The 25288-nt window shown below is 69.4% G+C and carries 22 protein-coding genes and 1 tRNA gene; 13 read left to right on the forward strand and 10 right to left on the reverse strand.

Translation table 11 applies throughout. The features are described from left to right. Positions 1-114 precede the first annotated feature (114 nt). From AC5RUK_RS08175 to AC5RUK_RS08185, 3 genes are all read left to right on the forward strand, one after another. Positions 115-3039, forward strand: a complete 2925-nt coding sequence (locus AC5RUK_RS08175; RefSeq protein ID WP_493989121.1) for a UPF0182 family membrane protein — start codon at positions 115-117, stop codon at positions 3037-3039. Positions 3040-3084: 45 nt separating this feature from the next. Beyond that, positions 3085-3161: transfer RNA gene (locus tag AC5RUK_RS08180), tRNA-Met, on the forward strand. Positions 3162-3296: 135 nt separating this feature from the next. Further along, the gene (locus tag AC5RUK_RS08185; protein WP_494107799.1) at positions 3297-4397 is read left to right on the forward strand and encodes a hypothetical protein; all 1101 of its coding nucleotides are present in this window, start codon (positions 3297-3299) and stop codon (positions 4395-4397) included. Between the two features lie 115 nt (positions 4398-4512). Here the strand turns inward: AC5RUK_RS08185 and AC5RUK_RS08190 are convergent, their stop codons facing one another. Together AC5RUK_RS08190 and AC5RUK_RS08195 are read right to left on the reverse strand one after the other, a co-directional pair. Then, positions 4513-5280 (reverse strand): PspA/IM30 family protein, encoded by a 768-nt coding sequence (locus tag AC5RUK_RS08190; protein WP_493989123.1) that lies wholly within the window; start codon positions 5278-5280, stop codon positions 4513-4515. Positions 5281-5355: 75 nt separating this feature from the next. Beyond that, positions 5356-7422 (reverse strand): TPM domain-containing protein, encoded by a 2067-nt coding sequence (locus AC5RUK_RS08195; protein ID WP_494151855.1) that lies wholly within the window; start codon positions 7420-7422, stop codon positions 5356-5358. A gap of 342 nt (positions 7423-7764) precedes the next feature. Between AC5RUK_RS08195 and AC5RUK_RS08200 the strand changes: the two genes are divergently transcribed. The 4 genes from AC5RUK_RS08200 to AC5RUK_RS08215 all read left to right on the forward strand — a co-directional run bounded on the left by AC5RUK_RS08200 (position 7765) and on the right by AC5RUK_RS08215 (position 12115). Beyond that, positions 7765-9417, forward strand: coding sequence for a S1C family serine protease (locus AC5RUK_RS08200; RefSeq protein ID WP_494107801.1), 1653 nt, complete (start codon positions 7765-7767; stop codon positions 9415-9417). A gap of 155 nt (positions 9418-9572) precedes the next feature. Then, positions 9573-10388 carry an electron transfer flavoprotein subunit beta/FixA family protein gene (locus tag AC5RUK_RS08205; protein ID WP_494107802.1) on the forward strand — a complete coding sequence of 272 codons (816 nt, stop codon included), beginning with the start codon at positions 9573-9575 and terminating at the stop codon, positions 10386-10388. 33 nt (positions 10389-10421) lie between these two features. Continuing rightward, positions 10422-11366 carry an electron transfer flavoprotein subunit alpha/FixB family protein gene (locus AC5RUK_RS08210; RefSeq protein WP_493989127.1) on the forward strand — a complete coding sequence of 315 codons (945 nt, stop codon included), beginning with the start codon at positions 10422-10424 and terminating at the stop codon, positions 11364-11366. Between the two features lie 5 nt (positions 11367-11371). Beyond that, a complete protein-coding gene (locus tag AC5RUK_RS08215) occupies positions 11372-12115 on the forward strand; it encodes a PIG-L deacetylase family protein (RefSeq protein ID WP_493989128.1) in 744 nt (247 codons plus the stop codon). 125 nt (positions 12116-12240) lie between these two features. Here AC5RUK_RS08215 and AC5RUK_RS08220 read toward each other — a convergent pair whose 3' ends face one another. The 3 genes from AC5RUK_RS08220 to AC5RUK_RS08230 form a co-directional block, all read right to left on the reverse strand. After that, positions 12241-12825, reverse strand: a complete 585-nt coding sequence (locus tag AC5RUK_RS08220) for an anti-sigma factor (RefSeq protein WP_493989129.1) — start codon at positions 12823-12825, stop codon at positions 12241-12243. A gap of 74 nt (positions 12826-12899) precedes the next feature. Further along, complete coding sequence (locus AC5RUK_RS08225) at positions 12900-13367, reverse strand: tRNA (cytidine(34)-2'-O)-methyltransferase (RefSeq protein WP_493989130.1); 468 nt, start codon at positions 13365-13367, stop codon at positions 12900-12902. 65 nt (positions 13368-13432) lie between these two features. Beyond that, positions 13433-14359 (reverse strand): J domain-containing protein, encoded by a 927-nt coding sequence (locus AC5RUK_RS08230; protein WP_493989131.1) that lies wholly within the window; start codon positions 14357-14359, stop codon positions 13433-13435. A gap of 116 nt (positions 14360-14475) precedes the next feature. Between AC5RUK_RS08230 and AC5RUK_RS08235 the strand changes: the two genes are divergently transcribed. After that, positions 14476-15381 (forward strand): diacylglycerol/lipid kinase family protein, encoded by a 906-nt coding sequence (locus AC5RUK_RS08235; protein WP_493989132.1) that lies wholly within the window; start codon positions 14476-14478, stop codon positions 15379-15381. Here AC5RUK_RS08235 and AC5RUK_RS08240 read toward each other — a convergent pair. The 3 genes from AC5RUK_RS08240 to AC5RUK_RS08250 are packed head-to-tail and all read right to left on the reverse strand — an operon-like array spanning position 15303 to position 18294. Further along, the gene (locus tag AC5RUK_RS08240; protein WP_494151856.1) at positions 15303-16121 is read right to left on the reverse strand and encodes a pyrimidine reductase family protein; all 819 of its coding nucleotides are present in this window, start codon (positions 16119-16121) and stop codon (positions 15303-15305) included. The two genes, AC5RUK_RS08235 and AC5RUK_RS08240, sit on opposite strands and share 79 nt — an antisense overlap. Then, complete coding sequence (folP, locus tag AC5RUK_RS08245; protein ID WP_494151857.1) at positions 16118-17062, reverse strand: dihydropteroate synthase; 945 nt, start codon at positions 17060-17062, stop codon at positions 16118-16120. The genes AC5RUK_RS08240 and folP overlap by 4 nt, the downstream gene beginning before the upstream one ends. Further along, the gene (locus AC5RUK_RS08250) at positions 17059-18294 is read right to left on the reverse strand and encodes an NAD(P)/FAD-dependent oxidoreductase (protein WP_494151858.1); all 1236 of its coding nucleotides are present in this window, start codon (positions 18292-18294) and stop codon (positions 17059-17061) included. Before AC5RUK_RS08250 ends, folP begins: the two co-directional genes overlap by 4 nt. Positions 18295-18469: 175 nt before the next feature. On the opposite strand from AC5RUK_RS08250, the gene AC5RUK_RS08255 reads away from it, so the two are divergent. The 5 genes from AC5RUK_RS08255 (at position 18470) to AC5RUK_RS08275 (ending at position 23242) form a co-directional block, all read left to right on the forward strand. Then, positions 18470-19126 (forward strand): helix-turn-helix transcriptional regulator, encoded by a 657-nt coding sequence (locus AC5RUK_RS08255; protein WP_493989135.1) that lies wholly within the window; start codon positions 18470-18472, stop codon positions 19124-19126. A 79-nt stretch (positions 19127-19205) separates the two neighbouring features. Then, a complete protein-coding gene (locus AC5RUK_RS08260; RefSeq protein WP_494151859.1) occupies positions 19206-20429 on the forward strand; it encodes a cysteine desulfurase family protein in 1224 nt (407 codons plus the stop codon). An 88-nt stretch (positions 20430-20517) separates the two neighbouring features. Further along, positions 20518-21654, forward strand: a complete 1137-nt coding sequence (gene mnmA, locus AC5RUK_RS08265) for a tRNA 2-thiouridine(34) synthase MnmA (RefSeq protein ID WP_494107807.1) — start codon at positions 20518-20520, stop codon at positions 21652-21654. 147 nt (positions 21655-21801) lie between these two features. Further along, positions 21802-22167 (forward strand): chorismate mutase, encoded by a 366-nt coding sequence (locus tag AC5RUK_RS08270; RefSeq protein ID WP_493989138.1) that lies wholly within the window; start codon positions 21802-21804, stop codon positions 22165-22167. A 1-nt stretch (position 22168) separates the two neighbouring features. Further along, the gene (locus AC5RUK_RS08275) at positions 22169-23242 is read left to right on the forward strand and encodes a uroporphyrinogen decarboxylase/cobalamine-independent methonine synthase family protein (RefSeq protein WP_494107808.1); all 1074 of its coding nucleotides are present in this window, start codon (positions 22169-22171) and stop codon (positions 23240-23242) included. 45 nt (positions 23243-23287) lie between these two features. Here AC5RUK_RS08275 and AC5RUK_RS08280 read toward each other — a convergent pair whose 3' ends face one another. Both AC5RUK_RS08280 and AC5RUK_RS08285 read right to left on the reverse strand, forming a co-directional pair. Next, a complete protein-coding gene (locus tag AC5RUK_RS08280) occupies positions 23288-23929 on the reverse strand; it encodes a DUF4166 domain-containing protein (RefSeq protein WP_493989140.1) in 642 nt (213 codons plus the stop codon). A gap of 66 nt (positions 23930-23995) precedes the next feature. Beyond that, positions 23996-25288 carry a DUF58 domain-containing protein gene (locus AC5RUK_RS08285; RefSeq protein WP_494151860.1) on the reverse strand — a complete coding sequence of 431 codons (1293 nt, stop codon included), beginning with the start codon at positions 25286-25288 and terminating at the stop codon, positions 23996-23998.

Genomic DNA, 25288 nt, shown 5'->3' on the forward strand with positions numbered 1-25288 from the left:
TTCGCCGTGATGCCACGCATGTAGACAACGAGGTAACGAGTGACGTTCGGACAAGACCGGTCTTACGGCGACCGGCCAACACCGCTTAGCAGTCCTGGCAAGAAACGTTCCGCATTGGTGCCCACCCTGATCGTGGTGGCCGTCCTGGTAGTGGGCTTCGTCTTCTTCTCCCAAATCTACGCAGACATCCTCTGGTACAACCAGCTGGGCTACCTGGAAGTCATGCTCAAGGAAACCGGCACCAAGATTGCCATCTTCCTGATTGCCTTCCTGATCATGGGCCTTGCCGTCTACTTCAGCCTGCGAATGGCCTACCGTTCGCGCCCGGTGTACGCGCCGGACAGCTCGCTGCAGGACAACCTGAACCGTTACCAGCAGCAGCTGGAGCCGGTGCGGCGTTTGCTGATGATAGGCATCCCGGTAGTCCTGGCCGGGTTCGCCGGCACCGCCGCCGCCTCGGCGTGGCAGACCGTCCTGCTGTTCTTCAACCAGCAGCCGTTTGGCCAGACCGATCCGCAGTTCGGCCTGGACTACAGCTTCTACATGAACACCCTGCCGTTCCTGGGCTTCATCAACGGCTTCCTGATCAGCGTGGTGCTGATTGCCGGCATCGCCGGGCTGCTGACCCACTACCTCTACGGCGGGATCCGGCTGGAGGACAAGGGGTTCTTCGCCTCCACCGCGGCGAAGATCCATGTGGCCGTCTTTGCCGCACTGTTCCTCATCCTGCAGGGCGTCAACTACTGGCTGGACCGCTACGCCACCGTGCAGTCCGACGCCGGAAACTGGACCGGTGCGCTGTACACCGACGTCAACGCCGTGATTCCCACCAAGGCCATTCTGGCCGTCGCCGCCGTGCTGGTGGCCATCCTCTTCATCGTCTCGGCCTTCATCGGCCGCTGGCGGCTGCCGATCGTCGGTACCGCCATGCTGATCGTCACCGCCATCCTCGCCGGCGGGGTCTACCCGTGGATCGTCCAGCGCTTCCAGGTGATTCCGAATGAGCAGGACGTCGAGGCCCAGTACATCGAACGCAACATCGGCCTCACGCGCCTGGCGTACGGTCTGGACGACGTCCAGACCATGAACTACGAAGCCACGGTGGACGCGGAAGCCGGCGCGCTGCGCGAGGACGCCGAGACGACGGCGAATATCCGCCTGCTGGATCCGAACCTGGTGTCGGACGCGTTCGCGCAGCTGGAGCAGTTCCGCCAGTACTACCAGTTCGACGAGACGCTCAACGTGGACCGCTACACGGTCGACGGCGAGGTGCAGGACACCGTCATTGCCGTCCGCGAACTGAACACCGCGGGCGTGCCGGCCGGCTGGGTGAACGAGCACCTGCTCTACACCCATGGCTACGGCGTGGTTGCGGCCGCCGGGTCCCGCGTGGAGCCGGACGGCAAACCGTCCTTCATGCTCTCCGGGATTCCGTCGCAGGGCGTGTTGGGCGACGACTCGACCTACGAACCCAGGATCTACTTCGGCGAAGCATCTCCGGACTACTCGATCGTCGGTGCGCCCGAGGGCAGCACTCCGATCGAAATCGACCGGCCGCAGAGCGCCAATGCAGAAACCGATACCCGGAACACGTTCGACGGCGATGGCGGTCCCAACATCGGCAACTGGTTCAACCGGTTGGTCTACGCCCTGAAATTCCAGTCGACCGACCTGATGCTGTCGGACGCGGTCAACTCGGAGTCGCAGATCCTCTACGACCGCGATCCGCGCCAGCGTATCGAAAAGGTCGCTCCGTACCTGACGGTGGACGGCAACGCCTACCCCGCCATCGTTGACGGCCGCGTGAAGTGGATCGTGGATGCCTACACCACCAGCGAGCACTTCCCGTACTCGACTCCCCAGCAGCTGGAGTCGGCCACCATTGACTCCGGGACCACCGGGGGCGCCACCGTGGCGCTGCCGGCGGAGGAAGTCAACTACATCCGCAATGCCGTCAAGGCAACGGTGGACGCCTACGACGGGTCCGTGAACCTGTACGCGTGGGATGACCAGGATCCGCTGCTCAAGGCCTGGACGAACGTGTTCCCGACGACGATCAAGCCGTACAGCGAAATGTCGGCCGACCTGATGGCACACGTGCGCTACCCGGAGGACCTGTTCAAGGTGCAGCGGGAGCTGCTCACCAGGTACCACGTGACCAACGTCAACCGCTTCTACGAGAACTCCGATGCCTGGAGTGTTCCCACGGATCCGACGCTGGGCGAGGGATCGACCGTCAAGCAGCCGCCGTACTACCTGTCCCTGCAGATGCCCAACCAGGACGCGGCGTCCTTCTCGCTGACCACGCCGTTCATTCCGTTTGCCGTTCCCGGCGAGCAGGCACGCAACGTGCTGTACGGGTTCCTTTCCGCCAACGCGGACGCGGGCACCGGCGAGGACGGTGTGAAGTCCGAGGACTACGGCACGCTGCGGCTGCTCGAACTGCCGCGCGACATCACCGTGCCCGGTCCGGGCCAGGCGCAGAACCTGTTCAACTCGGACACCGAAGTCTCGCAGGCGCTGAACCTGCTGCGCCAGGGTGCTTCCGAGGTGAAGAACGGCAACCTGCTCAGCCTGCCGGTCGGCGGGGGCATGCTGTACGTGCAGCCGGTCTACGTCCAGTCCTCCGGCGCTTCCTCCTACCCGATCCTGCGCCGGGTGCTGGTGAGCTTCGGTGAGGAAGTCGGCTTCGCCCCGACGCTGTCCGAAGCCTTGGATCAGGTGTTCCAAGGCGACTCGGGTGCCACCACCGGCGACGAAGAGAACGTCGGTGAGACACCGGCGACGCCGGACGCTCCGGAAACCAGCGCCGAGGAGGATCTGCAGGCGGCCCTGCAGGCGGCGCGCACCGCGATCCAGGAGGGACAGGCCGCGCTGGCGGAGGGCGACTTCGCCGCCTACGGCGAGGCCCAGGAGCGGCTGCAGGCGGCGCTGCAGGACGCCATCGACGCCGAGGCAGCGATCTCCGGTGCCACCCCCGAAGGCGGCGCAGAGGGGGCAACGGAGCAGCCTTCTCCGGAGGCGACCGAGGGCAACTGACCGATTTGCTTCGCTACCCCGCGGCCGGTAATGTATTCACTGCGCCGCGGGGTGGAGCAGTTCGGTAGCTCGCTGGGCTCATAACCCAGAGGTCAGAGGTTCAAATCCTCTCCCCGCAACCAAGAGCTAAGGCCCCGTCCGATGTCATATCGGGCGGGGCTTTTGCGTGTCCGGGACCACAACCCGGGCCGGTAGAATGGTTTCACCCGTCCCCGATTTTCCCTCGGAAAGATCGTTGTTGTCCCATGCTGGAATCAGTGAGCAGCTACGCCCTGGCCGCCGGAGTGGCAGCCTTGTTCAATCCATGCAGTCTGCTCCTGTTGCCGGCTTGGCTCCTGACGGTCGCCGTGGGCAGCTGGCGCACCCCGCCCGCTGCTGCCGTGCGCCGGTCCGCACTGTCCGCGCTTGTCTTGACCGGCGGCTACATGACGTCCTTCTCGTCGGCGCTGCTGGCCGCAGGAAATCCGGCAACCGCTGCCGGCGTCCTGGCCTACATTTCGGCCGGGACCGGGATGCTGCTGGTCCTGCTGGCGTCCTTCCTGGTGGCAGGCGGGCGTGTCCGGCTGTTGCAGGCAGCTGCGGCGGGGGGCGGATCATTAGTCCGGCTCAGCGGGATGGCTGTTGCCGGGGCGGTAGTCGGGCTGGCATCACTCGCGCCACAGCTGCCGGAATTGCTGGCCGCGGCCGGGGAGCAGGGCGCAGCCGAAGCCCCTGTCGCCGGCTTGGCCGCCTACGTTCTGGGCCTGCTCGCCAGTTTCGGGCTGCTGTGCGCCGCTGCGTCGTCGCTCGGGGCCGGCGCCGGCCGCCGGTGGCCCGAGGCCGGGACACTGCTGGAAAAGGCCCAGGGTTACCTGCTGCTGCTCGCCGGGCTGGGCACCGCCTACTACGCCTTTTTCGCTGTCCGGAATGCCGCAGGGCACGAGGTCGAGGACCGGCTGATCGACGCCGCGCACGGCGTCCACGGGTTGCTCACCGACGCGCTGCAGGCCGTCCCCGCCTGGTTGGTTCCGGCTGCCTACCTGGCACTGACCGGCTGGTTCCTGCTGCGCAGGCGGCGTCCCGGGCCCGAGGAAACAGGGTCCGGGCCGGACCAGGCCGCCACCCCTGCTCCTGCCGTGGCGCCGGCCGCGCAGGCCGTGCCGGCGGTCCCCAAGGCGGGGTCCCGCCGTCGTCCGCCGCAGCAGGACGGGGGAGCGGCCGCAGCACCGCGGGGGCGGAGTGCCCGTGTGCCGGACGCAGCGGAGCACCGTCCCCGGCATTACAATCCCAAGGCCCTGCGCCGCGCGCGGGCCGTTGCCTCCCGGCCGGGGGGCTTCACCGGCCGCCGCCTTCTCCGGGTCGTAAAGCCGCGCCGTTGACGCGGTCGGACCACCCCGTGAACAGGGTCCCGTGGCCCCACAAGAAAGCTCCGGGCCACACCAGGGAAGGTGCGGCCCGGAGCCATTCATGCGTGAGGGCCTGGACGGCTGGTGCTCAGTAGCTTTCTGAGGTAGTTTCCTTGCCGGCCTCCAGCGACGACGGGGCCGGGCTGGTGCCGGACTTCAGCGCTGCCAAGCGGGCCTCCACCTCCGTCTGCTCGCCGAGGTCTTCCAGGCTCTCGAACTGGGCATCCAGGCTGGAAGCGGAAAGCTCGGCCTGGCCGCGTACCTTTGCTTCCTCGCGGCGGATTTTCTCCTCGAAGCGGCCGACTTCGCTGGTCGGATCCAGGATGTCGATGCTCTTGATGGCGTCGTGGACCTGCGACTGGGCCTGCGCGGTCTTGGCGCGGGCGATCAGCTCATCGCGCTTGTTCTGCAGCTCGTTGAGCTTGGACTTCATCTGGTTGAGGCCCTGCTTGAGCTTTTCGACGATTTCGGTCTGCGAGGAGATCGTCGGCTCGGCGCCCTTGGCTTCGTTCTCGGAGGAGATCTGGCGCTGGATCGCCACCTTGGCGAGGTTGTCGAACTTCTCGGCGTCGGCGGCGTGGCCCGAGGTGCGGTATTCGTCGGCCTTGCGGCTGGCGGCCAAGGCCTTGGCGCCCCAGCTGCGGGCGTTCTCGAGGTCTTCGTTGTAGTCGTCCTGCAGCATGCGCAGGTTGCCGATGGTCTGCGCGACGGCGCTTTCGGCTTCCGCAATGTTGTTCGTGTAGTCGCGGACCATCTGGTCCAGCATCTTCTGCGGATCCTCCGCCTGGTCGAGCAGGGCGTTGATGTTTGCCTTGGCCAGCTGGGCCATGCGGCCGAATATTGAGTGCTTTACCACGGTGATGCCTTTCGATCGGGATTACTCGAACTGTTTGCCTTCCAGGCAGCCCACATGGCTGCCCGGCCTGTCGGTCTAGAAGTTGCCGCCGGCGCCGCCTCCGTCGCCGAAGCCACCGAAGCCGCCGCCGCCACCGCCGAACCCGCCGAAGCCGCCGCCGCCGAAAACGTCACCGCCTCCGCCGCCCCCGAAGATTCCGCCGCCGCCGTGCGAGCCGTGGCCGCCGTGCAGGATGGAATCGATGAGGATGCCGCCGAGGATCGCCCCGCCCAAGCCGCCGCCGCGACCGCCGAACATCCCGCCGCCGCCGAAGCCGCCCATGCCGCCGCCGAAACCGTCCACATCCTCCTGGGCCATCTGGCTGGCCTGCTGTGCCAAGGCATTGGCTTGGCGGGCATAGTTGAGCGCCTGCTCCGGATCCGAGTCGGCGATGGCCAGCGCATGGTCGAGGTTCCGTTCCGCCTCGGCCAGCCGTGTGCGTGCCTCGCTGCGAACGCCGCCGCGCCGTGCCTGAATGTAGTCCGACGTGCCGGAAATCTGCGCCTGCGCGGACATGATGGCGTGTTGCAGGGCCTCACGGGCACGCCGGTTGCGGTCCTGGGCGTCCCGGATCCCGGAGAGCGAGGCATCCAGGGGCTCCATGGCTGCCTCCAGCCGCTGCACCATCATGATCGGATCGACGCGTCCCCCGGCGACCTCCTGCCGGACCGCGGACACCGCAGCTTCCAGCCCGGCCAAGGGGCCCGTCAGCTCGGGGTGCTGCCCCGAGGCGATGATGGCCCTGGCCTGGGCGATGTCCTGCGTCGCGTCGGCGATGGTGCGGTCCATGCTGTTCCGGGCGTCGTCGAGGTCCTTGGCCGTCTTGGCGATGGCCTCCAAGAGGATGTTGGCCTGGTGCAGGCTCTCCTCGGCCGCACGCACGGCAATCACGGCGGCGCTGCGGTCTCCTTCGTCGAGCTTGTCCTGCGCGGTGTTGGCTGCGTTCTCGACGAAATCCAGCCGCTCCCCGGCCTGGCCGATGTTGTCGGCCACCTGTTGCAGCGCGCTGTCGGCAAAACGGGCGCGAAGCTCCCGCAGCCGGGCCGTGCCGTCATCCAGCCTGCCGCGGGTTTCCCGGGCGGCGGCCCGGGCCCGCTCGAGCGCCTGCGGTGCGGTTTTTTCCAGCTCCCGCAGCGCGTCGAAGTCCTCTTTGTGTGCCTGGAGGGAATCGTTGACCGCCTCGCAGCGGCGGATGATGTCGCCGAGCCAGGCACGCTGCTCTTCTTCGGTGTCCGGAATATGGTCATCGAGCTGCTGCTGCAGCTTGAAGGACTCCATCATGTGGGACTTGGCCGCGGTGATGTCCTGGCGGAACGGCTGCACGGCTTCGTCGCCGTACTGGGCCATGGCGAAGCCCAATTCCTGCTCGCTGGACTTGATCGCGTCGTCGGCGGCCACCAGCAGGCTGCCGGCCTTCTTGCGAAGGTCCTCCACGGACATGGCGTCATGCGGATCCAGCGGCCGGCCGTCGGGGCCGGTCTGCAGCTGCGGCTGCGGGCGCTGGTTCTTGTTCCGCTTGGACCGGGCATACAGCAGTGCCGCGCCGCCGCCGACCACCACGACGCCGCCAATGAGCAGCACCGGGCCCAGCGAGCCGCCCCCGCCACCGGAATCAACGGAACCGTCGCCGCCGGTGGCAGCGTCCTCGACCGCCGCCACGGCGGTCAACGCGGCTTCCGCCCAGTCCGATTGGCCGAGGGCCGGCCGGATTGATTGCGCGATGTTCTGGTCCCGGGAGACGACGGGGTTGTCCTCGGCCGACTGGAACAGGTATTCGCGGCCGTCGACGGAAACGGCAAGCAGGCTATCGACGGAGCCCAGCGAGTTCAGCTCCGCCGTGTCCAGCACCCACTGGTCGCGGTCGGCCGGCTCGGTGAATTCATCCACGAAGACGATGTAGACGTTCAGGCCTTCGGACTGCTGCAGCTCGCGCACGGCGTCCTCGACCTCGGCCGTCCGGCCGCCCAGCACACCGGCCTGGTCCACCACGAACTCGCCCGGCGGGATGTCGACCGGCGGCACGGCGTGCGCCAGTGCTGCCGGCGCAAGGAAGACTGCCGTCAGGCCGGCTACGGCCGCCAGACGCCTGAGCGGTGAGCGCATAAAGGTCCCTTCAGCAACGCAAGCTGGGGCCGTGGCGCCCCGGCTCGTCAACGTGGTCCTGGCCCCGGCCGGGGCGGATCCACCCACTGGTGATTCTATGGTCCGCGTTTGGCACCGTCCACCACCGCCCTCCGCCGGTGGCGAACGCGGGAGCAGCCCTTTTCCCGGCTCTGGAACGCCCTGCTTCATCGTTCCACCACGGTTCGGCATCGGGCACGGCCGACGGCGGGGACCGCGGCCGCCGTGCGCATCCGGCTGGTTTCCAGAGTCCTTACAGGAAACGTGCGAGGTTATCCCAGCGAAGCCGTGCATAGTGGAGGGCAGACCAAGAAAGGACCTGCCATGAGCGAGAACAACCAGGAACCGCAGCAGCGGCCCGCCCGGCCCATGCCCCCGCTGCCGGAGAATCCGCCGGCCTCCCGTGCCGGGGAGCACCCGGCGTCAGCCGACGAGACCCAACCGTTCCGCCGCCCGGCAGCTGAGGCGGCCGGGCAGGTCCCGGCACAAGACCAGGCCCGGCAGGAGCCCCGGAACGCCACAGCCCAGCAGCCCCGGTACGGCCAGAACGCCCCGGGCACCTTCGGCCAGTATGCCGCGCCGGCCTACGGCCAGGACAACGCGGGCAGCCACGGCGGCTACGGGAGCCAAGGCCAGGGCTCCGGTCACGGCAGTGGAAGTTACGGGTCCGGCTACGGGAACGCGACAGGTTCCGGGTATGGGAACGCGACGGGCTCAGGCTCCGGTTACGGCAATGGAAGCCACGGGCTGGGCTCCGGCTACGGCTTCGGCGGCGGGCAGCCGGCCGGGGCGAGCACCAAGAAGCGTTTTGGCACCGGGACGTTGATCGCCGGGATGCTGCTGGCCGGTTTGGCGGGCGGCGGAGTCGCCGTAGGTTCGCAGGCACTGGCTGACGGCTCCGCGGGCACCGCGATTACCGGCAGCGGGCCCGAGCAGTTGATCGTGAACAACACGGACTCGGTCAACGAGATCACCGCCGCGGCGGCCAAGGCCTCGCCGAGCGTGGTGACGATCTCGGTGGCCAGCGGCAACACCGGCGGGTCCGGGTCGGGCATCATCCTGGACACGGAGGGGCATATCCTCACCAACGCGCACGTGGTGACGCTGGGTGGCCAGACTGCCAATCCCGACGTCGAGGTGCGCACCAGCGACGGCGGCGTGCACCGGGCCAAGGTGGTCGGCACCGATCCGCTGTCGGACCTGGCCGTGATCAAGACCGACGCCAAGGGCCTCACGCCCGCGACGTTTGCCGACTCGGACAAGCTCAACGTCGGCGACACCACCATTGCCATCGGCGCGCCGCTGGGCCTGGCGGGCACCGTCACCGACGGCATCGTGTCCACCTTGAGCCGCACCATCAGCGTCTCGTCCTCCGCCGTACCGGAAGATTCCGGCGACAGTGCCCAGCCCGGTCCGGGCGACCAGTGGAACTTCCAGTTCCCCGGCGAGGAACGCTCCTCGAACCAGGGCAGCATTTTCCTGAACGTGATCCAAACCGACGCGGCGATCAACCACGGCAACTCCGGCGGGCCGCTCGTGAATACCAACGGAGAGGTCATCGGCGTCAACGTGGCCATCGCGTCCTCCAGCGAGGACAGCGGCAGCATCGGCGTGGGGTTCTCCATCCCGAGCAACTACGCGCAGCGGATCGCCCAGGACCTGATCGAAGACGGGACGGCGAGCCACGGCCAACTCGGTGTGACAGTGACCGCCAAGCCCTCCGGCAATTCTTCCGGCAACACCCAGTTCTCGGTGGGGGCGGCCGTCGTGGAGGTGGTTGAGGGCTCGCCGGCACAGGAGGCCGGCCTGCAGAAGGGCGATGTCATCACCCGGGTGGAAAACCGGGTCATCGGCGACAGCCAGTCCTTGACCGCGGCCATCCGCGAACACGCCGCCGGCAGCACGGTGCAGGTCACCTACCTGCGCGGCGGCGAAGAACGCACCGCCGACGTGACCCTGGGCGAAGGCCAGGCCTGACCCGCACGTCCCCGGGGCGCACCTGCCGCCCCGGGTGGCGCACACGGCAGCGCCGCAGGTGTTTACCGCCGCGGCGTTGCCGGTAAGGTTAGGGTGTTTGCAGCGACCCGCAACACCCGCGCGGGCCGCGGACGGCGGAAGGAAGTTCAGCGAGGATGCAAAAAGCAGCAGGCACAGCCTTGAACATCGTGGTGCTGGTGAAGCACGTACCGGACGCGCAGTTCGACCGGCACCTGACCGGCGATCCGGCGACGGTGGACCGGTCGGAGAGCATCCTGTCCGAACTGGACGAATACGCCATTGAATCCGCCCTGCAGTTGGCGGAGGAGCGCGGCGGGCCGAAGGCCGGCAACCGGGTGATCGCGCTGAGCATGGGCCCGGCAGCGGCGGCCACCGCGGTGAAGAAGGCGCTGCAGATCGGCGCCACCGAAGGCCTGCACGTGAACGATGATGCCCTGGCCGGCTCGGACGCCGCCGGAACGTCGCTGGTCCTGGCGGCCGCCGTCCGCAGCCTCGGCGACGTCGACCTGGTGCTCACCGGCATGGCCTCCACCGACGGCGAAACCTCGCTGGTTCCGGCGCAGCTGGCCGAACGCCTGGGCCTGCCGCAGCTGACCTTCGCCGCCAGCCTTGAGGTGGACGGGACCACCGTGCGCGCCCGCCGGGAGGGCGATACCCACGCCGACAGCCTCGAAGCGGAACTGCCCGCGGTGGTATCGGTCACCGACCAGATCAACGAACCGCGTTACCCGAACTTCAAGGGCATCATCGCCGCCAAGAAAAAGCCCGTTGCCACCGTGTCGCTGGCGGACCTGGGCATCGAACCCAGCGCGGTCGGCACCGCAGGCGCCTGGACCGCCGTCGCCAAGGCAGAAGCGCGGCCGCCGCGGTCGCAGGGCACCATCATCACCGATGAGGGCGACGCCGGGATCCGCCTGGTGGACTTCCTGGCCGCCCAGAACCTGCTCTAGTCCGCCACGGAAACCGCGAAGGATATCGGCACCATGACTTCTGTTCTTGTCTTCATCGACCGTCCCGGCCAAGCCCTGCACAAGATCCAACGGGAACTGCTCACGCTCGCCCGCAGCATCGGAGAACCGGTGGCAGCATTGAACGGCGATCTCACCGACGCCCTGCGGACCGAGCTCGGGGAGTACGGCGTGGGCACCGTCTACGTGCCGGCCGCGGACGTGGACGGCGCCCTCGTGGCCCCGAAGTCCGCCTTCGTGGCGGCAGCTGCGCGCCAGGCCGTTCCGGCCGCGGTGCTGCTGGACAACACCTTCGAAGGCAAGGAGATCGCGGCCCGGGTCGGCATCAAGCTGTCATCCGGGGTCATCACCGACGCCATTGACGTCTCGGCCGACCTGACGGTGACCAAGAGCGTGCTGGCCGGCGCCTACACCGTGCAGGCCAATGTCACCGAAGGCACGCCGGTCATCACCGTGAAGGCCAATGTTGTGGCCGAAGCTCCGGCGGCCGAAGCGGCGGTGCCGCAGGTTGTGACGGTCGAGGCCGGGGACTTCGGCCCCGCCGCCCGCATCACCGAACGCACCGAGAAGGCCGCCAGCGGCCGGCCGGACCTGACCGAGGCACGCGTCGTCGTGGCCGGGGGCCGCGGCACCGGCGGCGATTTCTCGCCGATCGAAGACCTGGCCGACGCCCTCGGCGGGGCGGTGGGCGCGTCCCGGGCCGCCACCGATGCCGGCTGGATTGAGCACTCGGCGCAGGTGGGGCAGACCGGCAAGACCGTCTCGCCCCAGCTGTACATTTCCGCGGGCATCTCCGGGGCGATCCAGCAGAAGGCCGGCATGCAGACGGCCAAGGTGATTGTTGCGGTCAACAACGACGCCGACTCGCCGGTCTTCGAGATCGCCGACTTCGGCATCGTGGGCGACCTCGCCACCGTATTGCCGCAGGCCGCCGCCGAGATCCGCCGGCGGAAGGGCTAGCCGCGGTGACCGTTGAGGAATTCCAGCCGGAACGCGTCCTGGTCTTTGCTGCGCACCCGGACGACCTGGACTTCGGGGCCGCCGGCACCATCGCCCGCTGGACGGCAGCGGGCGTTCAGGTCAGCTACTGCATCATGACCGACGGCGACGCGGGCGGCTTCGACGAGGCCCAGCGCGCCGGAATCGTCGAACTGCGGGCAGCCGAGCAGGCCAAGGCCGCAGCGCTCGCCGGCGTCACCGACCTGCATTTCCTTCATCAACCCGACGGTTACCTGGAGCCTACCCACGACGTGATCCGCCAGGCGGTGGAACTGATGCGCCGCATCCGTCCCGACATCGTGCTCTCCATGCATCCGGAGCGCGCCTGGGACCGGATCCAGAAGAGCCACCCGGACCACCTGGCCTGCGGCGAAATCGTCACCCGCGCGATCTACCCGGCCGTGGAGAATCCCTACGCCTATCCCGAACTGCTCGAGGCAGGGCTGGCCGCCTACAAGGTGCCGTTCCTGTGGTTCTACGGCGGGCCGCGGGAGCGCGAGAACCACTACGTGGACATCACCGACCACGTCGACACAAAGCTGGCCGCCATCCGGATCCACGCGAGCCAGCATCCGGACCTGGCCGCGATGGACGCCCGCGTGCGCCAGAACCTGGCGGAGAACGCCATGCGCGGCGGCCTGCCCGGACGCAGCGCGGAAGCCTTCCACGTGGTGGGGATCAATACGCCGGAAACCATCGCCGGATTCTGACAGGCTGTCGGCTGGCCGATCTGCCCTCGCGGCGGCACCGGGGCTGGTTGCCCCACGCGGCAGCACTGTGGCAGGCCTGCGCCGGGCGTCGCACCCGGCCTCGGCAGGTCGCCGGCGGCGCCGGGCTACGGCGTGGCGAGCGGAATGACGACGGCGAACGGCAGGCTGGGGGACTCGGCCCCGCCGGGTGCCTCGATAGAGACCGCAAGTTCGCGGCTGGTGGAGATGCCGTCGATGACCACCGGGTTGCCCGAGGTGATGTCGGCGGCGTCGATGGTCCCAGCCGACACCGGTGCCGAGCCGTCCAGCGGAAGCCGCCAGACTTGGTACGTGCGCCCCTCGGACGCCTGGACGCCGCGGAACGTCAGGACGGCAGCGTTCTCGCGGAGCGACACCGAGGCGTCCACTGTGCCGCCTCCCTCCAGCTCCTGCTGGCTGGAGAAGACGTCCGGAGCAGCCGTGACGTCCTGGTCCGAGGTTCCGCCCAGGGTTTTCGCTACGGCGATGGCCCCCACCACCACCACGACGGCGGCCAGGGCAAGCAGCAGCCACTTGGTCACGGCCGGCATCGGCCGCCGCTCGGTGTCTTCTGATCCGCCGGTGAGCTGGTCGGCGTGCAGCACGGAGACGTCGTCATCCGGTGCGTAGTCGTTGTCCCCGGTGGAGTTACCGGGGCTGGCCAGGCGATCAGATGGCTGGGGCGTATCCATAGGTTTCAAGTCTATCCGTCCGCGGGGGAGGCAGGGTCCAGCCCGACACGCCGGGGCATCCCGTCGCGTAGGCGCTACAGTTTCGCCCCGGCAAAACCGTGCTGCCGCCAGGCCTCATAGACGGCGATGGAGGCCGAGCTGGCCAGGTTCAGCGACCGCAGCGACGGAAGCATGGGCAGGCGCAGCCGCGCCGTGACGTGCGGATCCTGCTTGACCGATGCCGGCAGCCCGACTGACTCCGGCCCGAACATCAGCACGTCGCCGGGAGCGTAGGCGACGTCTGTGTAGGAGCGCTCCCCGTCGGACGCAAAAGCGAAGACCCGCTCCGGCTGCAGGGCGTCCCACGCCGCTTCCAGGTCCGCGTGGACCCGGACCACGGCAAGATCGTGGTAGTCCAGCCCGGCGCGGCGCAGCTTGGAGTCTTCGAAGGTGAAGCCCAGCGGTTCGACCAGGTGCAGTTCGGCCCCGGTGACCGCCGCCAGCCGGATGGCGTTGCCGGTATTGCCGGGGATTTCGGGAGTGTAGAAGAGGATGCGGAACACGGATTCCATCCTAAGCGCGCCGCGGCCGCGGCCCGGCATCCGCCGTCGGGCCCGGAAGCAGGACGTCAGGCGTGCATGCCGCCCAGCAGCTTGGCGAGCGAGGGGACGTGCACGGTGTTCGGCGCCGGGCCGGAGGACAGGAACTGTTTGAGTTCGCGCACCAGCCGGGCCGCGTTGACCACGTGTACCGGGACGATCCCGTCCGGGTCGTAGCCGCGCGTGTAATCGATCACCGGTTCGTGGAGGTTGCCGTCCGCGGAGTGGATCACCGTCCAGCCGGTGACATTGAGCTCCGGAAAAAGTTCCTGCATCCTGCGCACCGCCGGTGCCAGCCTCGGCGGTTCCACGATCCGCCCGTCCTTGTGCAGGGTTCGGCCGTCCCAGCGGAAGTTCCCCCGCGGCAGCAGCATCGAATCAATCAGTGCGAGCCGGTAGCCGGCCAACAGTGCGTGGTCGATGAAGCCGTTGTCCGCCGGCGAATGCAGGCCGTTGACCAGCCGGGCGGACGGGATGGCCGGCAGGATCTGCCGGCTGATCAGCTGCACCGTCAGCGCCTCGCGGCGCAGCCTGGCTCCGGCACCGAAGATGCCACGCTTTCGCGGCACCCCGTGGATGTGCTGGCGGGCTATGCTCTCCGGCAGCGCAGGGGATTCGTCCGGGGAGCCGTAGGCGGGAACGTAGACGGGGGAGTCCGCCGCCGACGGGCCGCGTTGTCCGGGCGCAGAGTGTCGGGGACCTGGGCCGGCCGCGAAGGTTCCGGTGCCGTCCGGCGAGGCGCCCGGATCGGCGGCACCGTAGGAACGGTCATAGCGGGACCTGGCCTGCGGGTTGCTGAGGATTTCGTAGGCCAGGCTGACGCGGCGGAACTCGGCGGCGTCCCCGCCGTGGTCCGGGTGCGTGGCACGGGCGGCCCGGCGGTAGGCGGCCTTGATCTGGTGCGCCGTGGCATTGACCGGCAGCCCCAGGACGTCGTAGTGGGATAGGGGAATCACCGGCCGCCTCTCTGTAGGGTCTCGGGGTCCTGCGCGAAGCCAAGTGTAACCGCCACCTGCCGGCCGCCTGTGTCGTACCGCAGCGGCGGGCCGTCGCGATGCCACAATGATCTGCTGTGACTTCGCCGCCGTCCTCCGCGCCTATCGCCGTTGCCGTCAACCCGCACGCGTCCTTCGGAGCGGCCGCCGGTGCCGGAGCGGAAGTGATGGCCGAACTCGCCCAGCGCGGCCGCCCCGCCGTCGAGCTGCGGGCGGAAACGTGGGCTGCGCTCGCTGACCTGGTTGCCGGCGTGCTGCGCCGCGGGGTCTCCGCCCTCCTGGTAGTGGGCGGTGACGGAATGGTTCACTTAGCAGTCAACGCGCTGGCCGGTTCACAGGTTCCGCTGGGCATCGTGCCGACAGGCACCGGAAACGACTTCGCCCGGCTGTTCGACCTGCCCGCCGGGCCGGTCGCCGCCGTCGGGCATTTCCTGCGCGCCCTGGAGCAGCCCCGCAGGGTGGACCTTGGCCGGGTAACGCATCCGGACGGTTCCACAGCCTGGTTCGCCGGGGTCCTCTCGGCCGGCTTCGACGCGGCGGTCAACGACCGTGCCAACCGCTGGAGCTTCCCCCGCGGCCGGCTGCGCTATCCGCTGGCCATGCTGCGCGAACTCGCCGCCTTCCGCCCCATCCGCTACCGCCTGGTCGTGGACGGCGTGCCGCGGCAGACCGACGCGATGCTCGTGGCCGTGGCCAATGGCCGCTCCTTTGGCGGCGGGATGCGCGTCGTGCCGGAGGCGGCGTACGACGACGGTTTGCTGGATCTGTTCATCGTCTCGCCACTGTCCCGTCCCGCCTTCGTCGGCATCTTTCCGCGCGTCTATGCCGGCCGGCACATCAGCCATCCGGCGGTCCACATCGAGCAGGTCAGGACGGTCCGGTTGGAAGCTGCCGGCGTCACCGCTTACGCGGACGGCGAGCGGGTGGGGAGGCTGCCGGTGTCGGTGGACGCGGTCCCCGGCGCGCTGTTTGCGGCGGTGTAGCGCAGCAGCAGCATGGACCCGGACTCGAGCACCTGCCGCAGTTGAAGCCGCTGCAGCGACTCGCGCGCGCCGGGAAGGTGGTCCGATATCCGCTTGGCGGTCCCGCCGGCCAACACCGGGCTGATGGTCAGGCACAGCTCGTCCACCAGTCCCGCCGCCTGGAAGCTGCCGAAGAGAAGGGGCCCGCCCTCGCTGTGGATCTGCTCGTAGCCGCGGGCTGCCAGCGCTTTCACCACCCGCGCCGGTTCCACCCGGGCGGTGCCGGCGTCGAGCACGTCGGCCACCGGTTCCAGTGCGCGGCGCCGGGTCGCGGGCGACGCGGCGCTGGTCAGTACGATCGGCCGCACGGGCGCGGCGGTGAAGAACGCGCTGCCCGGGTCCAGGTCCAGCGACGCTGAGACCACGGCGACAGGCGGGTGCGGACTCATGCCGCGGTCCAGGCGCCACGCCTGGGACTCGGCCGAGAGCAGCTCACCGCCATAGCCTTCGGCCCGAATCGTTCCGGCACCGACCACCAGGACGTCGGCCAGCCTGCGCAGCAGCAGGAAGACCCGCTGGTCCACCTCGTCACCCAAGGTTCCGGAGCGGCCGGCATAGGTCGCGGCGCCGTCCAGGCTGGCGACGAAATTGAAGCGGACCCACGTGCCGGAGCGGGGGAGTTCGCCGTACCAGGCCAGCAGTTGCTGGTCGGTGGCCTGTTCCGGTCCTGGCGGCAGGAGGCGGCGAATCGGGCGGGTCACGGCGCCGCCGGTTCGTTGACGTCGCCCATGTTGTGCTTCAGGTAAGACGGTTCCCGCCAGCCCATCACGGCCTCGGTCATCCGGATGGCAGAACTGGCCTCGGCGACGTTGTGCATGCGCAGGATCCGCGCACCGTTCATGATGCACATCACCGCGGCGGCCAGTGAGCCGGAGAGCCGTTCCTGCTTGGGCTGCGCCAGTGTCTCGCCGATGAAGTCCTTGTTGGACACCGCCGCCAGCGCCGGGTAACCGAGGGAGGCGATTTCGCCGAAGCGGCGGGTGATTTCCAGCGAATGCAGCGTGTTCTTGTTCAGGTCGTGGCCCGGGTCGACGATGATTTTCCCGGCCGGAATGCCCAATTCCAAGGCCAGCTGAACCTTGCGCCGCAGGAACTCCGCGACGTCGTCGACCACGTCGTCGTACCGGGGGCGGGGATACACGGTGCGCGGGGCGGCGAGCGAGTGGGTGATGACCAGATGCGCGCCGCCTTCCGCCACGACCGCCGCCAGCTCCGGATGGTGCAGGCCGGTGGTGTCGTTGATGACGTTGGCCCCGGCGCGGATGCTCGCTTCGGCAACCTCGGGCAGGTAGGTGTCGGCGGAAATGATGGCGTCCGAACCGGCCCGCACGGCCTCGATCACCGGAACGATCCGCTCGGCTTCCTGGCGCGCGGACAATGCCGGGCCCGGGGCGAACGGCACGCCGCCGATGTCCACCCAGTCCGCGCCGGCGGCCACCGCCGCCAAGGAGGCGTCGATGGCCGCCTGCCGGGTGAAGGTGCGGCCGGTGTCGTAGAAGGAATCGGGGGTGCGGTTGACGATGGCCATCAGCGCCACGTGGCGGCGGAAGTCGATCCGGCGGACGCCGAAGTCATGCACCGGGTGGTACAGCTCGGGCAGGAAGGCGCTGGACGGCGTCCGCGCCATCAGTGGCTGGCTCACAGGCTGGTCAGCTCCTTGTCGGGATTGGACAGGTCCGCGGCATGCACGCTGCGGCCGGATCGGATGAGGTCCTGGATGGTTTCCTGGACGTCCCAAATATTTACATTCATACCAGCCACCACCTTGCCATCGCGCAGCCAGAACGCGATGAACTCCAGGGCGTCGAGGTCCTGGTAGTTCCCCCGGAACACCGGCTCGCCCCGCGCCGACCACGGGAAATAGCCGGAGTACTCCATTCCGATTCCGAACTGGTCGGTATAGAAGTACGGGATCTCGTCGTTGGACGGGTTATGGCCCAACATGGCGGACGCAGCGTTCTTCCCTTGGGCCAGGGCGTTCGCCCAGTGCTCGCTGCGCAACGGTGCGCCGTAACCGGGATGGTAGGCACGGGCAACGTCGCCGGCAGCATAGACATGCTCCGCGGAGGTGCGCAGCGTCTGGTCGGTGTCAATGCCGCTGGACACGGCCAGCCCCGCAGCTTCGGCCAACGCGGTGTTCGGGACGGCGCCGATGGCCACCAGAACCGCGTCGGCGAGCAGGCGCTCGCCGTTATCCAAAACAATGCCGGTGACCTTGCCGTCCTCGCCGAGGATTTCCACGGGCCAGCGCCGGGTGCGCAGCAGGACGCCCTCGCGGCGGTGGGTATCGGCGAAGATGCTGCCGACGGCGTCGCCCAGCGCGGGGGCGAGCGGGATGTCGCCGCGGCCCAGGACCGTGACCTCGTTTCCGAGCTGGCGGGCCGTGGCCGCAACCTCCATGCCGATCCAGCCCATGCCGATCACGACCAGCCGCTGGTCCCCGGAGGCCAGCACGGCGTGCAGGCTCTGGCTGTCCGCCAGCGTGCGCAGGTAGTGCACGCCCCCCAGCCCGGCGCCGGGCAGTTCCAGCCTCCGCGGCGATGCCCCGGTGGCCAGCAGCAGCTGCGAGTACTCCAGCGTGCCTGCATCGGAGAGCGTGACAGTACAGGCAGCGGGATCGAAGGATACTACCGTGGTGCCGCGCAACAGTTGGACGGCGTGCTCGTCATACCAGCCGGGCGGCTGCACCAGCCCCGACTGTGCGTCCTCCCGTCCTGCCAGGAAGCCCTTGGAGAGCGGCGGCCGAAGATAAGGGTGTTGGTCCTCGGCACCGGCCAGCACGATCTCGTCCCTGAAGCCGCCGCTGCGCAGCTCCTTGGCGGCGGTGGCTCCGGCCAGGCCGGCTCCGGCGATGACGATCGGGTTCCCTGCCATGGCAGCGCTCCTTCATGTGCCGGCGGGCACGCAGCGGGTCCGCCCCTGGCAGCCGATCTGATGGAAGCACCGGCGGCTGCCTGTCCGGGCAGGGCCAGATGTTCTAAAATGGGTACATCCGACTTTAGAAATCAGTTCCGGATAAGTCAATGCACCTGCCACCGGAAGGGGCGCCATGGCCGACCAGCCGCCACCCGGACTCTCTGCCGTCTCGGCCCTGGGCGACGACGTGCGCCGCCGCCTCTTCGAATTCGTCCGCTACAGCGCCGGACCGGTCACCCGGGACCAGGCCGCTGCCGCCCTGGATTTGCCGCGCAGCACCGTGTCCCTCCAGTTGGACGCGCTGGCCGGGCACGGGCTGCTGACCATCGAGTTCCGCAAACTCAGCGGTAAATCGGGACCGGGCTCGGGCAGGCCGGCCAAGGTCTACGCGGCTGCGGTGCCGGAAGTATCGGCCTCCGTGCCGGAGCGTGCCTATAACCTGGCCGGCGACTTGCTGGCCACGGCGGTGGAGGAATCGGCCAGGACCGCCCGCCCGGCGCACGAACTGGTGGCCGAGGCTGCCCGGGCCAAAGGCCTTGAGCTGGGGGCCGGCGCCGGCGACCTGGAGGCAGCCCTGGCCGCGGCAGGCTACCGGCCGCTGCCGGACGGGGCCGGTTATGCGCTGGGGAACTGCCCGTTCCACCTGCTGGCCCGCAGCCATACGCAAACGGTATGCGGCCTGAACCTCGCCCTGCTGGAAGGAATGCTGGCCGGCTGTGCCGACCAGTCCCACGGCGTCGCCGCAGATCCGGACGGGCCGTTCTGCTGCGCCAGGATCAACCGGCGCTGAGCCGCCTGCCGGCACCGGGCCGCCCCGGGTTCGGAAGGAGCGCTGAAACCAGGCGCACCGGGGCATGTAAAATATTGGCGTGCCCGTGTACCTTGACCACGCGGCGACCACGCCCCTTACGGCGCAGGCCCTGGCCGCACTCACCCATGAACTCAGCCGCAGCGGCAACCCCTCCTCGCTGCACGGCTCCGGCCGGCGTGCCCGCAGGGTGGTCGAGGAAGCCCGCGAGACCATCGCCGCCGCGGCCGGAGCGCATCCGTCCGAGGTGATTTTCACCTCCGGCGGTACCGAAGCCGACAACCTTGCCGTCAAGGGCCTGTACTGGGCCCGGCGTGACGCCGACCCCCGGCGGCGGCGGATCCTGTGCTCGCCGGTGGAGCACCCTGCCGTGCTCGACACGGTGGAATGGCTGGAAAAGCATGAGGGCGCCGAGGCGGTCTGGCTGCCGGTCGACGCCCACGGCGTGGTCTCAGCCGAGGCCTTGCGACGGGAGATCGAAGCGGACCCTGCCGCGGTGGCGCTGGTCACCGTCATGTGGGCCAACAATGAGGTCGGCAGCGTCCAGCCGGTGGCAGAGATCGTCGCCGCCGCGCAGCCGCACAAGATCCCGGTCCACTCGGACGCCGTCCAGGCGTTCGGCCACCTGGGGGTGGATTTTAAAGCGTCCGGTCTGGACACCCTGGCCGTCAGCGGGCACAAGATCGGCGGCCCGGTCGGGGTCGGTGCGCTGCTGGTCCGCCGGGACGTGAAGCTGACGCCTGTCCAGCACGGCGGCGGACAGGAACGCGACATCCGGTCGGGCACGTTGGACACCCCGGCGATCGCAGCGTTCGCCGCGGCCGCGGAGGCCGCCGTCGGGCAGTTGCCGGAAGAAGCCGCACGGTTGGCGGGACTGCGCGAAAAGCTCATCGCCGGCGTCGCGCGCAGCGTCCCGGAGGCGGTGTTGCGGGGCACCCCGGACCCGCACCACGAGGGCCTGCGGCTGCCCGGCAACGCGCATTTCACCTTCCCCGGCTGTGAGGGCGACTCCCTGCTGTTCCTGCTGGACCTGGCCGGCGTGGAGTCCTCCACCGGGTCGGCCTGCACCGCGGGAGTGCCCCGGCCCTCGCACGTCCTGCTGGCCATGGGGTTGAGCGAAGAAGAAGCCCGCGGAGCACAACGCTTTACCCTCGGGCATACAACAACCGAGTCAGACGTTGACTCACTGGTGGCAGCGCTGCCGGAGGCATACGCGCGGGCCAGGAAGGCCGGGATGGCCGGCCACGTCTCCAGCATCCAAACCGCAGGCACCCAGTCCGGCTGACGCCTCGGCGGACCGGGCCGGTGCGGTGGGGCGCAGGGCTTGGCGGCCGCGGCGGACACAGACAACGAATCAGTAGGGAAACGAATTCATGAAGGTACTGGCAGCGATGAGCGGCGGCGTGGACTCCGCTGTGGCGGCGGCACGGGCGGTGGAGGCCGGCCACGATGTGGTGGGCGTGCACCTGGCCCTGAGCCGGATGCCCGGCACGCTGCGCACCGGCAGCCGGGGCTGCTGCACCATCGAGGATTCGCGCGACGCCTGGCGGGCGTGCGACATCCTGGGCATCCCGTACTACGTCTGGGACTTCTCCGAGCGGTTTAAGGAAGATGTGGTGGACGATTTCATCGCCGAATACGCCGCCGGCCGGACGCCGAACCCCTGCATGCGCTGCAACGAACGGATCAAGTTCGCCGCCCTGCTGGAGAAGGCGCTGGCGCTGGGCTTCGACGCGGTGTGCACCGGCCACTACGCCAAGGTGGTGGAGGACGCGCAGGGCAACCGCGAACTGCACCGCGCCGCCGACTGGGCCAAGGACCAGTCGTACGTATTGGGCGTGCTGACCCACGAACAGCTCAAGCACTCCATGTTCCCGCTGGCAGAAACGCCGTCGAAGGCCGAGGTGCGTGCGGAGGCCGCACGGCGCGGGCTGTCCGTGGCGAACAAGCCGGACAGCCACGACATCTGCTTCATTTCCGACGGCGACACCCGCGGCTGGCTGGCCGAAAAGATCGAGATGGAGTCCGGTTCCATCGTTGACCAGGACGGAAAGGTCGTCGGCGAGCACGAGGGCGCCAACGCGTTCACCGTGGGCCAGCGCCGCGGACTCAAACTGGGCCGGCCGGCACCCGACGGCAAGCCGCGGTTCGTGCTGGAGATCCGGCCCAAGGAGAACAAGGTAGTGGTGGGACCCGAGGACCTGCTGGCCGTCGACCAGATGCGCGGCATCAAAGTCTCCTGGGCCGGCCTGCCGCTGCCCGAGGTCCAGTCGCACACCGAGTTCGACTGCATGGTGCAGGTCCGCGCGCACGGCGACCCGGTGGCGGCGCGGGCCCAGGCGGAGGTCGGCGACGACGGCCGCCAGCAGTTGGTCGTGACCCTCATCGAGCCGATGCGCGGCGTGGCCCCGGGCCAGACCATGGTGCTCTACCAAGGAACCAGGGTGCTGGGCCAGGCAACCATCGACTCGGCGCGGTCGTTGAGCTGGGACCCGGCCAACGTTTCCTGAAGGCGCAAGTTTCGGGGAGCGGGAACCTTCTTCCGGCCGGGCCGGACGCGAACGTCCTCCGGCCGGGGCCGGCCCGGAGGACCGGCGGTACTTCATAGAGCGGTAACCGGTGCGTCGCCTGCGCGGGCCGAACCATAAACTGGTGGCATGACCGAGCCCCACCTTGCCGATGACTACGACCCGACCGCCAGCTCCCTCTCCGACCAGGTAGCGCCCGAGGTGATGGCGGAGCTGTTGGCTGTGCGCGGAAGCATCGACAACATCGATGCGACGCTGGTCTACCTGCTGGCCGAGCGGTTCAAGGCGACCCAGCGGGTGGGGTACCTCAAGGCCACGCACAAGCTGCCGCCGGCCGACCCGGACCGCGAGACCGCCCAGATCAACCGGTTGCGGCGGCTGGCCGAAGAAGCGCATCTGGATCCGGCCTTCGCCGAGAAGTTCCTGAACTTCATCATTTCCGAGGTCATCAGGCACCATCAGGCCATCTCCGACGAGCACAACGGCGGTAACTGAGATGGCAGCCGGTTCCGACGTGCCTGCCGCCGCCGCACCTGCCGCCGGCGGGCGGCCCGCCCACGTCAGCGCCACCGGGCTGGGCAGCTGGCCCGGCGCGGAACCAGCCGAGGCTGCACGCATCGTCCGCGGTGAACTCGGCGAGCCAAACCTGCCTCATCTGGTCGAACTGCCGGACCGCGGCCCCGGGTCGGACCCGACCGGACGAACCGCGGGCATGCTGGAGGGACTGTTCATCGACCTGCAGCCGCACGGTTGGCGCCTGGTGGACCGTCCGGGCCAGGATCACCGCAGGGCTGTGTCCGCGCTGCGCACCGACCTGAACGTGCTGGCCGATGTGGCCGGCGCCGAAGACCGCCCCGGCAATCAACTCAAGGTCCAAGTGCGCGGGCCCATGTCCCTGGCGGCAAACCTCCACCTGCACAACGGCGAACGTGCCCTGATCGACGCCGGCGCCCGGCGGGACCTCGCCCAGTCGCTCGCGGCAGGTGCGGCCGGACACCTGGCCAACGTCAGGGCCGCGCTGCCGGCCGGCACGGATCTGGTGGTCCAGTTGGAGGAGCCGGAGCTCGATGCCGTGCTGGCCGGGACCATTCCCACGGCCAGCGGATACCGCACGCTGCGGTCGGTCGCGGCCTCGGAAGCGGCCGCCGCCTGGGACCTGGTGGCCGCCGCCCTGCGCGCTGCCGGAGCCGTGGAAGTCGTCGCCCTGATCCCCGCCGCGGATTCGTCCCTCGACGCCGTGGCCGCCAGCGGCCTGGACGGTTTCGCCGTCCCCACAGGCGCGCTGACCACCCGGCAGTGGGAAACCATCGCTGCCGCGGTGGAAGCGGACCGAACGGTGTGGGCAGGCCTCATCGACCCGGCCGCAGGCACCGTCCCGCAGGTCAGCGCGCTCGTGGATTCCGTCGTTCGCCCCTGGCGGCAGCTGGGCCTGCCGTTGACGCAGCTGCCCCGGTTGAGGGTCACGCCGTCCTCCGGCCTGGCCGGACACGCACCGGACACGGCGCGCGCGGTGGTCAAGCGGCTCACCCAGGCGGCGGACGCGCTCAACCAGGTTGTCGCGGAGGCCTGAGCCCGAGGGCCGGCCCACCACCGCACGGCAGAACCGGCTGACTCCTTAGGACACGAGGCTGTACGAGAAGGACCCGGAGTATTCCAGCACGGTGCCGAACTGGCGCTGGATGACCTTCGTCCGGATCCGGAAACGGCGCTCGGATCCATCCCACCACTGTTCGGTGAAAGCCGCGGCATCCAGCAGCAGCGGAAGGCCGATGCTGAGCGGGCCGGCCGACAGCCGGCAGCGCCGCGAGGCCAGGCGCATCCGGCCGTCGGCGCCGACCGAGCACGCCACGTCCGTCAGCAGGCGGCCGCTGCGGCCCAGGGCGCCGACGGCAAGGCCCAGATCGCGGTCCCAGCTGGTCCGGTCCTCCACGATCCGGGTCCGGTGGTGGAAGCTGAGTGTCCTGACGGCGGTGAGCTCCGGCTCGCCGCGGGCATTCAGGGAGGCCCGGTTCTCGATCCTGAAGGGCACATTGTGCTGGTACTCGGGGAACAAGGCGTTGTCGGCGCTGGTCAGGCCGAGGAACGGCCGCAACGCCGGACGGGGGCAGCCGGCGACGTCGAACACGCCGGAGCCGATCCCGCCGGCTCCGGTTCCGCCGTCGTCCGCGCCGGGCGGGGCGAGCGAAAAGTATTCCTGCAGTTCGGGCTGGAGCAACCGGAAGTCCGGCCCCAGCGCCATCTGGTAGACGGAAACCACAGCATCACCACCCGCGCCGGGAGGCGGGCTGGCGGCCACTCATGACGTTGACGGGATCCACGGCGGCTACAACCGTCCGGCGGCTTTGAGCCGGATGTACATATCCGCCAGCTGAGGGGGCAGTTCGTGCGGGGGAGCGTCCACCACTTCCGCGCCGAGCTGGCGGATCTGTGCGGCGACTGCTGCCCGTTCCAGCACGGCGCGCTCCGCGGCGGCGGCCCGGAACGTGTCATCGACGGTGTCTCGGACGGTGCGCAGCCGATCCACGTGCGGATCGTTGACCGAGGCGACCACCACGGTGTGCTTGGCGCTCAACTGGGCCAGCACCGGCAGCAGCCCCTCCTCGGCCGCTCCGGAATCCAGCGCGGTCAGCAGCACGACCAGGGACCGGTGCGAGGACAAGGCGTGGATTTCCGCGGGAATCTGCGACCAGTCCGCTTCGATCAATTCCGGCTCCAGCGGGGCCATGGCGTTGACCAACTGGTTGAGCAGGTTGCCTTTGGCCGCGGAGGCGACCTTGGCCCGTGGCCGCCGGTCGAAGGCCAGGAAATCCACGCGGTCGCCGCCGCGCTCGGCGAGCACGGCCAGCAGCAGGGAGGCTTCGATTCCGGTGTCCAGCCGCGGTTCGTCCTCGATCCGTGCGGCCGAGGTGCGGGAGGTATCGAGCACGATCACCACCCGGCGGTCGCGTTCCGGACGCCAGGTGCGGACGACGACGGCCTGCCGCCGGGCGGTGGCGCGCCAGTCGATGGAGCGTACGTCGTCGCCGCGCACGTAGTCGCGCAGCGAGTCGAACTCGGTGCCGGCGCCGCGGACCTGCACCGCCACCCGGCCGTCCAGCTCGCGCAGCTTGCGCAGCTTGGACGGCAGGTGCCGCTTGGAATGGAACGGCGGCAGCACCCGCAGCCGGCCGGGCAGGCCGATGGTGACCTGGCGCGCGGCCACTCCCAACGGCCCCAGCGACCGGATCGTGACATGGTGCGACAGCAGGTCGCCGCGGCGTTGCGGTGTCAGCTGCACGTCGACCAGCCGCCGTTCCCCCGGTGCAAGGCGCACCCGCTGCTCCGGATTGGCGGCCCCGGCCGAGGGCTGCCAGCCGTCCCGCACCACCGCCCGCAGCCGGGTGCGGCCATGGTTCGCCAGCAGCAACCCGGCCGTCACGGATTCTCCCAGCCGCACATTCGACGGCAGCCTCCGCTGAAGCCCGACGCGGCGCGGCGAAAGCGCCAGCACCAGGTCAACGCCGACGGCCGCGGCCAGCAGCAGGCAGCACACCAGCACCGTGACGGGCCGCGGGAAGAGGATCAGCGGGATGATGCCCGCAAGGGCCAGCAGGACAAAACGTCCGGTGATCGCCAC

Source organism: Arthrobacter sp. Y3223065 (assembly GCF_059090885.1).